This window comes from Pseudomonas sp. TH37, from assembly GCF_016650735.1.
Taxonomy (GTDB): domain Bacteria; phylum Pseudomonadota; class Gammaproteobacteria; order Pseudomonadales; family Pseudomonadaceae; genus Aquipseudomonas; species Aquipseudomonas farris.
This window is the reverse complement of the sequence record NZ_JAEKFD010000009.1, coordinates 157,367-171,318: the sequence shown is the minus strand read 5'-3', so window position 1 is coordinate 171,318 and position 13,952 is coordinate 157,367. Positions and strand designations below refer to the sequence as shown.

Here is a 13,952-nt window from a genome sequence, read left to right as displayed (position 1 = left end):
GCCCCCGTTGGGGTGCGAAGCGCCCCCTTTGCCTTCTGCCTGGAACACCGCATCGGCCGGTTTACGACCGCTTCGCAGCCAAACGGGGGCAAGCCCCCAACCACAATGTATCGGCCGCGATGGCTGCCACAACACCCGAAAAAACATGTTTGGTGGTAAGCTCGCGCACCATGAATATCTACAGCTCTCGCCCCGTTGTCCTCTGTCTCTCCGGCCACGACCCTAGTGGTGGCGCCGGCTTGCAGGCAGATATCGAAGCCCTGCTCGCTCAGGGTTGTCATGCGGCTCCGGCCGTCACCGCCCTGACCGTGCAAGACACCGTCAACGTCACTGACTTCCGCGTTCTCGATCGCGAGTGGGTGTTGGCCCAGGCCAACGCCGTGCTCAACGACTCAGAAGTCGCCGCCGTCAAACTGGGCATGCTCGGTTCCCTGGAAATGGTCGACACCGTGGTCGAACTGCTTTCAGCGCACCCGCATTTGCCGGTGGTCTGCGACCCGGTGCTGCGTGCTGGCGGCGGCGGACGACTGGGCAAGGACGAAGTCGGCTACGCCATGCGCGAACGCCTGTTGCCGCTGTCGATCATTGCCACCCCCAACCTTCCCGAAGCCCGCATCCTCGCCGAACTGCCCGAAGGCACCGCAGACGAGTGCGCTGAAAAACTCCTGCCGTTCGTCAAACACCTGCTGATCACCGGCGGTCATGGCGACGAACACGAGATACACAATCGCCTGTACAGCCGCGACGGTCGCCGCGAAACCTTTACCTGCCAGCGCTTGCCCGGCAGCTATCACGGTTCCGGTTGCACGCTGGCCAGCGCCCTCGCCGGTCGCCTGGCCCAGGGTGAACACCTCGCCAGTGCCGTACAGAGCGCGCTTGACTACACTTGGCGCACCTTGCGTGATGCGGAGCAGCTGGGCAAAGGCCAGTTCGTGCCGCGCCGCTTGCCACTGGACTTCTGTTCGTAACTTTTTATTAGTATTGCGGTGAGGCTTGTCCGATGAAACTACGTGGCCTGTACGCCATTACCGACAGCCAGTTACTGGCCGGGAAATTTCTTTCGTACGTGGAGGCGGCGCTTGAAGGCGGCGTCACCCTGCTGCAATACCGCGACAAGAGCAACGACGAGGCCCGCCGCCTGCGTGAGGCCGAAGCCCTGCGCGATCTGTGCGAACGCTACAAGACCCATCTGATCATCAACGACGACGCCGAACTGGCTGCGCGCCTGAACGTCGGCGTGCACCTGGGCCAGACCGATGGCCCGTTGATGCCGGTTCGGGCATTGCTCGGTCGTCAGGCGATCATCGGTTCGACCTGCCACGCGCAACTCGAACTCGCCGAACAAGCCGCCAAAGAAGGCGCCAGTTATGTCGCCTTCGGCCGCTTCTTCAACTCCAACACCAAGCCCGGCGCACCGGCCTGCAGCCTCGAACTGCTTGATCAGGCCCGCAGCAAACTGCACCTGCCGATCTGTGCGATTGGCGGCATCACTCTGGACAACGCTGCGCCACTGGTTGCCCACGGGGTCGACTTGCTGGCGGTGGTGCATGGTCTGTTTGGCGCCGAGAGCACGGCTGAAGTAACGCGCCGCGCCCGCGCCTTTAATGAATTGTTCAAATCCTGATTTTCTGAGAGCCCGATCATGTCTCGTTCCGAAACCCTGTTTGCCAATGCCCAGAAACACATTCCCGGAGGCGTGAACTCGCCTGTTCGTGCGTTCAAGAGTGTTGGCGGCACGCCGCTGTTCTTCAAACACGCCGAAGGCGCCTACGTCACCGACGAAGACGACAAGCGTTATGTGGACTACGTCGGTTCCTGGGGGCCGATGATTCTCGGCCACAGCCACCCGGACGTGCTGGACGCGGTGCGCAAACAGTTGGAACACGGCCTGTCCTACGGCGCCCCGACCGCGATGGAAACCGAAATGGCCGATCTGGTCTGCTCGATCGTGCCGTCGATGGAAATGGTGCGCATGGTCAGCTCCGGCACCGAAGCGACGATGAGTGCCATCCGCCTGGCCCGTGGTTTCACCGGCCGTGACAGCATCATCAAATTCGAAGGTTGCTACCACGGTCACTCCGACAGCCTGCTGGTCAAGGCCGGTTCCGGCGCCCTGACCCAAGGCGTGCCGAGTTCGGCCGGTGTACCGGCGGCGTTCGCCAAACACACCCTGACCCTGCCGTTCAACGACATCGACGCGGTAGAAACCATGCTCGCCGAAGTCGGCCAGGACGTGGCCTGCATCATTGTCGAGCCAGTGGCGGGCAATATGAACTGCGTACCGCCGGCACCGGGCTTCCTCGAAGGCCTGCGGACCCTGTGCGACAAGCACGGCGTGGTGCTGATTTTCGACGAAGTGATGACCGGTTTCCGCGTTGCCCTCGGCGGTGCCCAAGCTCATTACGGCGTCACGCCGGACCTGAGCACCTTCGGCAAGATCATCGGTGGCGGCATGCCGGTTGGCTGCTTCGGCGGCAAACGCAAGATCATGGAGCAAATCGCCCCACTGGGGCCGGTCTACCAGGCTGGCACATTGTCGGGTAACCCTCTGGCGATGGCGGCTGGCCTGACCACTCTGCGCCTGATCAGTCGTCCTGGGTTCCACGCCGAGCTGAGCGACTACACCAGCCGTCTGCTCGATGGCCTGCAGCAGCGCGCCGACGCCGCCGGTATTCCGTTCGTGACCACTCAGGCCGGCGGCATGTTCGGCCTGTACTTCAGCGGTGCCGACGACATCGTGACCTTTGAAGATGTGATGGCCAGCGATGCCGGTCTGTTCGGGCGTTTCTTCCACCTGATGCTCGAAGGCGGCGTGTACCTGGCGCCAAGCGCCTTCGAAGCCGGTTTCACCTCGATCGCCCACGGCGAAACCGAGTTAAAGCTGACACTGGACGCCGCCGAGCGTGCATTCGCCGCACTGAAATAAAGCTGCGACGCTGACGTTGGCGATTGCCAGCGTCAGCTTTCACCTACATTCGCGTCCTTTTTCCTACTCATCTGCCAATAATTCTCCGCAAAGTGGGCGATATATTCCCCGCGCAGCAGAAAAACGAGTAAAGACTTTGTAAGGTTGGCCCCGCTTATTTCATAATGCGCGCTTATTGGATCCCTCGACGGGTCCGCGCGCCCCTCAGAGGTAAGTCGATTCCCATGAACCGCACCGGCCGCACCCTTGCACTGGGCTGCCTGTTGCTCCTTCAGCCCCTGCTCGCGCTCGCACAAGCAGGCGGCAACTCGTTGTTGATCCCGGCGATGGGTCGTTGCACCCTCAATACTCAGCCACAAGACCTGACGCAAGCGCTCGCCGCCTGTCAGAAAGCGTCGGATGAAGGGGATGCGCAAGCGCAATACGAGTTGGGTGAGTTCTACTACGACGGCAAAAACGCGCCGCGCGACCTCAATCAAGCCCTGAGCTACTTCGAAAAAGCCTCGCTGCAAGGCCACGCCCAGGCGCAATTCAAACTCGGCACCATGTTCTTCCACGGCGAAGGCGTACCGGCCAATAACGTTCAGGCGTATATCGTGCTGAAAATGGCCGCGGTCAACGGTGCCGAAGAGGCGCTGGACACCGCCGACGAAGTCGCCGAGAAAATGCCCCGCGAAGATCTGGAAGTCGCTACCCAGGTGCTGGGGCAAATTTTCCGTAAATACCTGATGGAATTGCAGAGCGCCGATGGGCGTACGCCGTTTTCGCCACTGCCTTGAATTGACGCTGGCCCCTGTGGCGAGGGAGCTTGCTCCCGCTCGGCTGCGTAGCAGTCGTAAAATCAGCACACGCGGTCTGTCTGGGAGGTAGCGGAGGCTGATTTCAGGGCCGCTTCGCAGCCCAACGGGAGCAAGCTCCCTCGCCACAACAAGCACCACTAGCCACAACAAGCCCGGCCACTCAATCCGTGGCTTACTTCTCAGGCATCGGCATCGGAAACGGCATGACATTGCCGACCGCACCGCGGGCTTCGCTGATTTTCGGGGTGCCTAGGCGCTCGACCTCGTCGATGCGCACGATCGAATGCATCGGCACAAAACTGCGCACAACGCCTTCGAACTGAGCCTTGAGCTTCTCTTCGCTCGGATCGACGACCACTTGCGTGCGCTCGCCAAAGACGAACTCTTCCACTTCCAGGAAGCCCCACAGATCACTTTGATAGATCTGCTTGGCATACATTTCGTACACCTGGCCCTGATTGAGGAAAATCACCTTGTAGATTGGAGCTTCACGTTTGGTCATGGTGGGCGGGTAACACATCGGGGATAAAAATGAGGGCGCGAACTATAGCATAGCCGCCGGACGCGCAACGGTAGGAACCTTGGTGCATGTTCCCTATAATGCGCGGTTCTTTGAATCACGTGATGACTCTGTCCATGGCCAAGAAGCTTTACATCGAAACCCACGGTTGCCAGATGAACGAGTACGACAGCTCGCGCATGGTCGATCTGCTGGGTGAACATCAGGCCCTGGAAGTCACCGCTCGTGCTGAAGACGCCGACGTGATCCTGCTCAACACCTGCTCGATCCGCGAACGCGCCCAGGACCGGGTGTATTCCCAGCTGGGCCGCTGGCGCGAATTGAAGCTGGCTAACCCGGACATGGTCATCGCCGTCGGCGGTTGCGTGGCCAGCCAGGAAGGCGCGGCCATCCGTGATCGCGCTCCGTACGTGGACGTGGTATTCGGCCCGCAGACCCTGCACCGCCTGCCGGAAATGATCGACGCCGCGCGCCTGACCAAACTGCCGCAAGTCGACGTCTCGTTCCCGGAAATCGAAAAATTCGACCACTTGCCCGAGCCACGCATCGACGGGCCGAGCGCTTACGTGTCGGTCATGGAAGGCTGCAGCAAGTACTGCACATTCTGCGTAGTGCCTTATACGCGCGGTGAAGAAGTCAGCCGACCATTCGACGACGTGATTGCCGAGATCATTCACCTGGCAGAAAACGGCGTGCGCGAAGTGACCTTGCTGGGGCAGAACGTCAACGGTTATCGCGGCACCACTCATGATGGTCGCCTGGCTGATCTGGCGGAACTGATCCGCGTAGTGGCAGCCGTCGATGGCATCGACCGGATTCGCTACACCACTTCGCACCCGCTGGAATTCTCCGACAGTCTGATCCAGGCCCACGCCGACGTACCGGAACTGGTGAAACACCTGCATTTGCCGGTGCAATCGGGTTCCGACCGGATCCTCGCGGCGATGAAGCGCAACCACACCGCGCTGGAGTACAAATCCAAACTGCGCAAGTTGCGGGCCGCCGTGCCGGGGATCTGCATCAGCTCTGACTTTATCGTGGGCTTCCCGGGCGAGACCGAGAAAGACTTCGAACAGACCATGAAGCTGATCGAAGACGTCGGTTTCGACTTCTCCTACTCGTTCGTTTATAGCCAGCGCCCAGGCACGCCGGCCGCCGATCTGGCTGACGAAACACCGGAAGAACTGAAAAAAGAACGCCTGAATGCCCTGCAACATCGCCTGAACCAGCAAGGTTTCGAGATCAGCCGACAAATGGTGGGCTCCATTCAGCGGATTCTGGTAACCGATTATTCGAAAAAAGACCCCGGTGAATTGCAAGGCCGGACCGAGAATAACCGTATCGTCAACTTCCGCTGCGACAATCCGACCCTGATCGGCCAGTTCGCCGACGTGCACATCGATGCCGCGCAACCGCACTCGCTGCGGGGCTCGCTGATCCAATAACACCTCGTCACCTTTGGGAGCCGGGCTTTTGTGGCGAGGGGGCTTGCCCCCGTTGGATCGCGAAGCGGTCCCGAATATCTTGCGACTGCTTCGCAGCCGAACGGGGGCAAGCCCCCTCGCCACAGATCAAGCGCCAACCGGCATCTTATTTAAGAGCTTTCGCACCCAGGCGACTGGCGCTATCCTTGATTCATCATAATTGCCCCTGGGCGGCTAAATACGACCTTGAACGCACCCATAGAACCACATCGTTTTATCCTCGAGCCTTTTGAGGCTCGCCGCTTCGCCAATCTGTGCGGGCAATTCGACGAGCATCTGCGCTTGATCGAACAGCGCCTCGCTATCGAGATCCGCAACCGCGGAAACCAGTTCGAACTGATCGGCGAGCCCAAGCACACCACCTCCGCGGAAAACCTGCTGCGCCGCCTGTACCGGGAAACCAAAGGTACCGAGCTGTCGCCGGACATGGTTCACCTGTTCCTGCAGGAATCGGCTGTCGAGGAACTGGACAACCACTCCCCCGCCGAACCGTCCGTCGCCTTGCGCACCAAGAAAGGCATGATTCGCCCTCGCGGCTTGAATCAGGTGCGCTATGTGAAGGAAATCCTCGGTAACGACATCAACTTCGGCATCGGCCCGGCCGGTACCGGCAAGACTTATCTGGCCGTTGCCTGCGCGGTAGACGCGCTGGAGCGCGAGCAAATTCGCCGCATTCTGCTGGTCCGTCCGGCGGTTGAAGCGGGCGAAAAGCTCGGCTTCCTGCCCGGCGACCTGTCCCAGAAAATCGACCCGTACCTGCGCCCGCTCTATGACGCACTCTACGAAATGCTCGGTTTCGAATACGTCGCCAAGCTGATCGAGCGTCAAGTGATCGAAGTCGCGCCGCTGGCCTACATGCGCGGTCGTACGCTGAACAACAGCTTCATCATCCTCGACGAAAGCCAGAACACCACCGTCGAGCAGATGAAAATGTTCCTGACCCGGATCGGCTTCGGCTCCACCGCCGTCATCACTGGTGACATCACCCAGGTCGACCTGCCGAAAGGCACCAAGTCCGGGCTGCATCATGTGATCGAGGTGTTGAAAGACGTACCGGGCATCAGCTTCACCCACTTCATGCCCAAGGACGTGGTGCGCCATCCGCTGGTGCAGCGAATTGTCGAAGCCTACGAGCGCTTCGAAAATCGCACAGCCGACGAACCGGCGAAGTTCTCTCCCAAGGACACTCGCCCCGATGCTTGAGCTTGATCTGCAACTGGCTACCGAAGCGTCTGCCCCAAGCGAAGCCGAATTCCGTCAATGGTGCGAACTGGCCCTGCGCCAGCGTACTGCCGACTCCGAAATGACCATCCGTTTGGTCGACGAGGAGGAAGCCCGTGAACTGAACTTCACCTGGCGTCAGAAAGACTACGCCACCAACGTTTTGTCGTTTCCGGCCGATGTCCCCGATGAGTTTCTCGACATTCCCTTGCTTGGCGATCTGGTGATCTGCGTAGCAGTGGTCGAGCGCGAAGCGGCGGAACAAGGCAAGGAATTAACGGCCCACTGGGCGCATCTGGTCATTCACGGCTGCTTGCATCTGCTTGGTTACGACCATATAGATGATGACGAAGCCGAAGAAATGGAAGCACTGGAACGAACGTTGCTTGCAGAGTTGGGTCATCCGGACCCTTATGCGGACGACGAAACAGACATATCCCCAATCGTAACAACAAAGGATTCAGAGTAATCGCTATGAGCGAAGATCGATCGAGCAACGGGCAGAAGTCATGGCTGGGTAAGCTCACCCAGGCTTTTGCCCACGAGCCGAAGAACCGCCAGGAGCTGCTGGAGCTGCTGCGCGACGCACATCAAAACAAGTTGCTGGACAGCGAAGCGCTGGCCATCGTCGAAGGCGCCATCCAGGTTGCGGACCTGCAGGTGCGGGACATCATGGTCCCGCGCTCGCAGATGATCAGCATCAAGGCGACCCAGACACCTCGCGAGTTCCTGCCGGCCGTGGTCGACTCGGCCCACTCCCGCTACCCGGTGATCGGCGAAAGCCACGATGACGTGATGGGCGTGTTGCTGGCCAAGGACTTGCTGCCGTTGATCCTCAAGGAAAACGGCGACAGCTTCAACATCAAGGATCTGCTGCGCCCGGCCACGTTCGTACCCGAGTCCAAGCGCCTGAATGTGCTGCTGCGCGAGTTTCGCGCCAACCATAACCACATGGCCATCGTCATTGACGAATACGGCGGCGTGGCCGGTCTGGTGACCATCGAAGACGTGCTGGAACAGATCGTCGGCGACATCGAAGACGAGCACGACGTCGAAGAAGACAGCTACATCAAGCCACTGCCCAGCGGTGACTTCCTGATCAAGGCCCTGACGCCAATCGATAACTTCAACGAGTTCTTCGACAGCGAATTCTCCGACGATGAATTCGACACCGTCGGTGGCTTGGTGATGAGCGCATTCGGGCACTTGCCAAAACGCAACGAAATCACTGAAATCGGCGCCTATCGCTTCCGCATCCTGAACGCCGACAGCCGTCGGATTCACTTGCTGCGTCTGACACCTATCGCCCGGTAATTCTAAGGATTGAAATGCGTCGTATGACCCGCCCCGGCTGGCCCGGTAACCTGCTGGCCGTGGCGGCCGGTGCACTCACCACTCTGGCCCTGGCGCCGTTCGATATCTGGCCGCTGGCATTGCTGGCGGTCGGTTTCTTTTACGCCGGTTTGCGTGAACTGAGCCCCCGCCAGGCTCTGGGCCGTGGCTGGTGTTTCGGTTTCGGCCTGTTTGCCGCAGGCACCAGCTGGATCTACTACAGCATTCACAACTTCGGCGGCGCTTCGGTGCTGCTGGCCGGGTTCTTGATGCTGCTCTTCACCGCCGCAATTGCCTGGTTCTTCGCCCTGCCCGCCTGGATTTGGGCGCGCTGGTTGCGCCGTAACGAAGCGCCGCTGGCCGATGCCTTGGCGTTTGCAGCGCTATGGGTGGGACAGGAAGCCTTTCGCGGCTGGTTCCTTACCGGCTTCCCGTGGCTCTATTCCGGCTATAGCCAGCTCGATGGCCCACTGGCCGGGCTCGCGCCGGTCGGCGGAATGTGGCTGATTTCCTTCACCCTGGCCCTGACGGCTGCACTGATCTACAACGCTATGCGGCTGGTGCGCACTGGCCGCAAAGGCTTCATCGCTGTCGGCGTGTTGCTGCTGGCTGGCCCATGGGTGGCCGGCATGGCGCTCAAGGAACATGCCTGGACCAGCCCGGCGGGCGCACCACTGAGCGTCGCGGCGCTTCAGGGCAACATTGAACAAAGCATGAAGTGGGACCCGTCGCAGCTCAATGCGCAGCTGGCGCTGTACCGCGACATGAGCTTCAGCTCCAAACGCGTCGACCTGCTGATCTGGCCGGAAACGGCGGTCCCTGTGCTCAAGGAGTCCGCCGAGGGCTACCTGAACATGATGGGAAGTTTCGCCGCCGAGCGTAAATCGGCGCTGATTACCGGCGTGCCGATTCGCCAGGAAGTCCATCACGAGAAGCGCTTCTTCAACGGCATTACCGTTGTCGGTGAAGGCGATGGCACTTACCTGAAGCAGAAACTGGTGCCATTCGGCGAATACGTTCCATTGCAGGAAGTCTTGCGCGGCCTGATCGCCTTCTTCGACCTACCGATGTCCGACTTTGCCCGTGGGCCGGCCGATCAAGCACTGCTGCAAGCCAAGGGTTATCAGATTGCGCCGTTCATCTGCTACGAAGTGGTCTACCCGGAATTCGCCGCAGGCCTCGCCGCCCGCAGCGATTTGCTGCTGACTATCAGCAATGACACCTGGTTCGGCACCTCGATCGGCCCTCTGCAGCATTTGCAGATGGCGCAGATGCGCGCACTTGAAGCCGGCCGCTGGATGATCCGCGCTACCAACAACGGCGTGACCGGCCTGATCAACCCGTTTGGCCAGATCACTGCGCAGATCCCGCAGTTCGAACAAGGCATTCTGTATGGCGAAGTGGTGCCGATGCACAACCTGACGCCGTACCTGCAATGGCGTTCGTGGCCGTTGATCATCGTTTGCGTGTTGTTATTTGGTTGGGCGCTGGTGGCCAACCGGATGGCGAAGACCGTCTGACCTTCTGTGGCGAGGGGGCTTACCCCCTCGCCACAGATCAGCGATAAAACAACGAATACCCTATCTGCCCCACCGCCTCATTCATCAACTGCCCACTCTGCCAGATCGATTTGAATTCCGGCATCCAGCCGCCCAGCGGCCGGGCATTGTCCACGCCTAAAAACCCCACTGGCGCGGGAACCACCTCAAATCCGGACTGCTGGAAACTCCAGACCGCTCGCGGCATGTGCCAGGCTTGAGTCACGACCACCACCCGTTTGATCCCCTCCGGCAACAACACCTGGGCACTGAATTGCGCATTTTCCCAGGTCGTGCGGCTGTCCCCTTCCTGCCAGCGCACTGTCACGCCAAAATCATCGAGCAATGAGTCCGCCATCAGCTTCGCTTCGGTCGGTGGTGTGCCGTAGTGCAGGCCGCCACTGGTCAGAATCGGCAAGCCGGACGCCTTGGCCAGGCGCGCGGCATAGCGTTCGCGCTCCAGGCCTACACCCGTCGGTTGGTCAACACCCCAGGCCGGGTCGCCACGCTCACGCCCTGAACCCAGCAACACGATCGCATCAGCGCGCTGGCCCAGGGTTGCCCATTCTTCGCGCGCCAGCGGCGGCTCGCGCTCCAGGGCCTTGGCACTCCACTCCACCACCACCGGCAGGCTCATCAACCAGAAGCCGCCCACGCCCAAGATGAAACACAACCCCGCCAGCCTCGGCCTTGAGCGGCGCCACCACCAGGCAAGTATCAGCAGCAGCAATAAAATGCCGGGCGGCAGTAGAAGTTGTTTAATGAAATAACGAAAAGGCATCGGGCATCTCCATAGATGCCCGAAGCCTAAGTGGATTGACGCAACGCGACAACAAATGTGTAAGGACTTTGCTTCAAAAAAGCATATCCCACGGATTCAAGTGCCCTTACTTGAATTGCAAAGACCGGACCTTTACCGCGCCTTTGCCGGGTGCCTTATCCTTGAGCCAGATGATCTTGGCCGAACGTGGTGCCTCGAGTTGCTTCATTGCTGCTGACAAGCATCCGTGCGACTCACGCTCACTACGGTCCAGATAGGCCTTGACCAGTTCAAACTCTGCGGGGCTCAAACCACGCAGCTCCAGCTCCAGGGGACGCTCATCGCGAAGCCGACCGGCGGTTTTGGCCACATCCAGGGCCATTGCGAGACGGTCTATCAGTCTTTCGTACAGCTCCGGTTTTGTAGCTTTTTGCTGTGACTCAACCATCCATCACCTCATTGAAGATAAGACTCACTCCCCTTTTAGAGCTTAGCCTCGCTGAAAAAACCGGCTGAGTGCCGCGACCAACGGCCCTCGGAGCGGTCATTGGCCGCGTCCTTGCGTGTAATCAGGGTTTCCCTCGGTAGAGTGCGGTCATGTATGCTACGGCGCTTCCTGTAACTCCACTTCCAGCTCGCCTGGGCACCGAAACGTCGATTTGACGTTCTCACCGTCCAGCGTTGCATTGAAGAGGATTAGGCCACCCCTATTCAGTTCAAAAGTAGCCATGCACGAACAATATCAGCCCCGTGAAATCGAAGCCGCCGCCCAGTCGTTCTGGGACGAGCAAAAGTCCTTTGAAGTCAGTGAACAGCCAGGCAAGGAGACGTTCTACTGCCTGTCGATGTTCCCTTACCCCAGCGGCAAGCTACACATGGGGCACGTGCGCAACTACACCATCGGCGACGTGATCTCCCGCTATCAGCGCATGCAAGGCAAGAACGTCCTGCAACCCATGGGTTGGGACGCCTTCGGCATGCCGGCAGAAAACGCCGCGATGAAGAACAACGTAGCGCCCGCCAAGTGGACCTACGAAAACATCGCCTACATGAAAAGCCAGCTGCGCAGCCTGGGTCTGGCGGTGGACTGGTCGCGCGAAGTGACCACCTGCAAGCCCGATTACTACCGCTGGGAACAATGGCTGTTCACTCGCCTGTTCGAAAAAGGCGTGATTTACAAAAAAAGCGGCACCGTGAACTGGGACCCGGTCGACCAGACCGTTCTGGCCAACGAACAGGTGATCGACGGTCGCGGCTGGCGTTCCGGCGCGCTGATCGAAAAGCGCGAAATCCCGATGTACTACTTCAAGATCACCGCCTACGCGGATGAGCTGCTGGAAAGCCTCGACGAACTGACGGGCTGGCCTGAGCAGGTCAAGACCATGCAGCGCAACTGGATTGGCAAATCCCGCGGCATGGAAGTGCAGTTCCCGTTCGACGTCGCCTCCATCGGCGAAACCGGCGCATTGAAAGTATTCACCACCCGTCCAGACACCCTGATGGGCGCGACCTACGTTGCCGTGGCCGCCGAACACCATTTGGCTACCCTGGCCGCGCAGAACAACCCTGAGCTGCAAGCGTTCATCGCTGAATGCAAGGGCGGCAGCGTCGCCGAAGCCGATGTCGCCACTCAAGAGAAGAAAGGTCTGCCGACCTCGCTGTTCGTCGAACACCCACTGACCGGTGAGAAGCTCCCGGTATGGGTCGCCAACTACGTGCTGATGCATTACGGCGATGGCGCGGTGATGGCTGTTCCGGCTCACGATGAACGTGATTTCGAGTTCGCCACCAAGTACAACCTGCCGATCAAATCCGTGGTGCGCACAAGTTCCGGTGAGACCAACCCGGCCCCTTGGCAGGATGCGTACGGCGAGCACGGCACGCTGATCAACTCCGGCGAATTCGACGGCCTCGACTTCGCCGGCGCCTTCGACGCCATTGAAGTGGCGCTGATCAAGAAAAACCTCGGTGCCTCGCGCACCCAGTTCCGCCTGCGCGACTGGGGCATCAGCCGTCAGCGCTACTGGGGCTGCCCGATCCCGATCATCCACTGCGACACCTGCGGTGATGTGCCGGTCCCGGAAGATCAACTGCCGGTTGTGCTGCCAGAAGACGTCGTGCCCGATGGCGCCGGCTCGCCACTGGCACGCATGCCTGAGTTTTACGAGTGCAGCTGCCCGAAATGCGGGGCACCGGCCAAGCGTGAAACCGACACCATGGACACCTTTGTCGAGTCCTCGTGGTACTACGCCCGCTACGCCTCGCCACACTATGAAGGTGGTCTGGTGGAAAAAGCGGCGGCCGACCATTGGTTGCCGGTGGATCAGTACATCGGCGGCATCGAACACGCGATTCTTCACCTGCTCTACGCGCGCTTCTTCCACAAGTTGATGCGCGACGAAGGCCTGGTGAGCTCCAACGAGCCGTTCAAGAACCTGCTGACCCAAGGCATGGTAATCGCCGAGACTTACTATCGTCGCGAAGCCAATGGTGCTTACACCTGGTTCAACCCGGCGGACGTGGAACTCGAGCGCGACAGCAAGGCTAAGGTTATTAGCGCCAAGCTGATCGCAGACGGCCTGCCGGTGGAAATCGGTGGCACCGAGAAGATGGCCAAGTCAAAGAACAACGGCGTTGACCCACAGTCGATGATTGACCAGTTCGGCGCAGACACCTGCCGCCTGTTCATGATGTTTGCCTCCCCGCCCGACATGAGCGCGGAATGGTCCGACTCCGGCGTAGAGGGCTCGCACCGCTTCCTCAAACGCGTCTGGCGCCTGGCTCAAGCGCACGTCATTCAGGGCCTGCCGGGCAAACTGGACATCGCCAGCCTGAACGACGAGCAGAAAGCCATTCGCCGTTCGATCCACCAGGCCATCAAGCAGGCCAGCCACGACGTCGGCCAGAACCACAAATTCAACACCGCCATCGCCCAGGTGATGACGCTGATGAACGTGCTGGAGAAAGCCGCGCAAGGCACCGAACAGGATCGCGCACTGATTCACGAAGGTCTGGAAACCGTAGTCCTGCTGCTGGCACCGATCACCCCGCACATCAGCCACGAACTGTGGCATCGACTGGGCCATGCTGACCCGGTAATCGACGCCGGTTGGCCGGTACTGGACGAAAACGCCCTGGTGCAAGACAGCCTGCAGCTTGTCATTCAAGTGAATGGCAAATTACGCGGCCACATCGAAATGCCGGCCAGCGCCAGCCGTGAAGAAGTCGAAGCTGCCGCACGGGCCAACGAAAATGTCCTGCGCTTCGTCGATGGCCTGACTATTCGCAAAGTGATCGTAGTGCCCGGGAAACTGGTCAATATCGTCGCCAGCTAAATTGGATCGGGCGCCAGGTCATGCCTGGCGCCGAGT

13 protein-coding genes are annotated in these 13,952 nt (G+C 60.1%); 10 read left to right on the top strand and 3 right to left on the bottom strand.

Features of this window, described 5'->3' with window-relative positions; genetic code table 11:
• Positions 1–170 precede the first annotated feature (170 nt).
• The 4 genes from JFU11_RS21890 to JFU11_RS21875 all read left to right on the top strand — a co-directional run bounded on the left by JFU11_RS21890 (position 171) and on the right by JFU11_RS21875 (position 3,705).
• Positions 171–968 (top strand): hydroxymethylpyrimidine/phosphomethylpyrimidine kinase, encoded by a 798-nt coding sequence (locus JFU11_RS21890; RefSeq protein WP_019581334.1) that lies wholly within the window; start codon positions 171–173, stop codon positions 966–968.
• 32 nt (positions 969–1,000) lie between these two features.
• Positions 1,001–1,624 carry a thiamine phosphate synthase gene (gene thiE / locus JFU11_RS21885; protein ID WP_201062078.1) on the top strand — a complete coding sequence of 208 codons (624 nt, stop codon included), beginning with the start codon at positions 1,001–1,003 and terminating at the stop codon, positions 1,622–1,624.
• Between the two features lie 18 nt (positions 1,625–1,642).
• Entirely contained in the window at positions 1,643–2,926 is a 1,284-nt protein-coding gene (gene hemL, locus JFU11_RS21880) for a glutamate-1-semialdehyde 2,1-aminomutase (RefSeq protein ID WP_052967419.1), read from the top strand.
• Positions 2,927–3,150: 224 nt separating this feature from the next.
• Positions 3,151–3,705 carry a tetratricopeptide repeat protein gene (locus tag JFU11_RS21875; RefSeq protein ID WP_008070087.1) on the top strand — a complete coding sequence of 185 codons (555 nt, stop codon included), beginning with the start codon at positions 3,151–3,153 and terminating at the stop codon, positions 3,703–3,705.
• Positions 3,706–3,898: 193 nt separating this feature from the next.
• Here JFU11_RS21875 and JFU11_RS21870 read toward each other — a convergent pair whose 3' ends face one another.
• Positions 3,899–4,228 carry a DUF1820 family protein gene (locus JFU11_RS21870; RefSeq protein WP_007894425.1) on the bottom strand — a complete coding sequence of 110 codons (330 nt, stop codon included), beginning with the start codon at positions 4,226–4,228 and terminating at the stop codon, positions 3,899–3,901.
• Positions 4,229–4,362: 134 nt separating this feature from the next.
• On the opposite strand from JFU11_RS21870, the gene miaB reads away from it, so the two are divergent.
• The 5 genes from miaB (at position 4,363) to lnt (ending at position 9,803) form a co-directional block, all read left to right on the top strand.
• Positions 4,363–5,691: a tRNA (N6-isopentenyl adenosine(37)-C2)-methylthiotransferase MiaB gene (miaB, locus tag JFU11_RS21865; protein ID WP_038983596.1), complete on the top strand. Its 1,329-nt coding sequence runs from the start codon at positions 4,363–4,365 to the stop codon at positions 5,689–5,691.
• A 225-nt stretch (positions 5,692–5,916) separates the two neighbouring features.
• Positions 5,917–6,933, top strand: a complete 1,017-nt coding sequence (locus JFU11_RS21860; protein ID WP_201087469.1) for a PhoH family protein — start codon at positions 5,917–5,919, stop codon at positions 6,931–6,933.
• Positions 6,926–7,420: an rRNA maturation RNase YbeY gene (ybeY, locus tag JFU11_RS21855; RefSeq protein ID WP_201062077.1), complete on the top strand. Its 495-nt coding sequence runs from the start codon at positions 6,926–6,928 to the stop codon at positions 7,418–7,420. The genes JFU11_RS21860 and ybeY overlap by 8 nt, the downstream gene beginning before the upstream one ends.
• Before the next feature lie 5 nt (positions 7,421–7,425).
• Positions 7,426–8,265, top strand: coding sequence for an HlyC/CorC family transporter (locus JFU11_RS21850; protein ID WP_007894419.1), 840 nt, complete (start codon positions 7,426–7,428; stop codon positions 8,263–8,265).
• Between the two features lie 14 nt (positions 8,266–8,279).
• The gene (gene lnt / locus JFU11_RS21845) at positions 8,280–9,803 is read left to right on the top strand and encodes an apolipoprotein N-acyltransferase (RefSeq protein WP_201062076.1); all 1,524 of its coding nucleotides are present in this window, start codon (positions 8,280–8,282) and stop codon (positions 9,801–9,803) included.
• Positions 9,804–9,840: 37 nt separating this feature from the next.
• Here lnt and JFU11_RS21840 read toward each other — a convergent pair whose 3' ends face one another.
• Positions 9,841–10,602, bottom strand: coding sequence for a YdcF family protein (locus tag JFU11_RS21840; RefSeq protein WP_123720523.1), 762 nt, complete (start codon positions 10,600–10,602; stop codon positions 9,841–9,843).
• Positions 10,603–10,708: 106 nt separating this feature from the next.
• A complete protein-coding gene (locus JFU11_RS21835; protein ID WP_123720524.1) occupies positions 10,709–11,029 on the bottom strand; it encodes a hypothetical protein in 321 nt (106 codons plus the stop codon).
• 280 nt (positions 11,030–11,309) lie between these two features.
• On the opposite strand from JFU11_RS21835, the gene leuS reads away from it, so the two are divergent.
• Complete coding sequence (gene leuS, locus JFU11_RS21830; RefSeq protein ID WP_201062075.1) at positions 11,310–13,916, top strand: leucine--tRNA ligase; 2,607 nt, start codon at positions 11,310–11,312, stop codon at positions 13,914–13,916.
• Positions 13,917–13,952 lie beyond the last annotated feature (36 nt).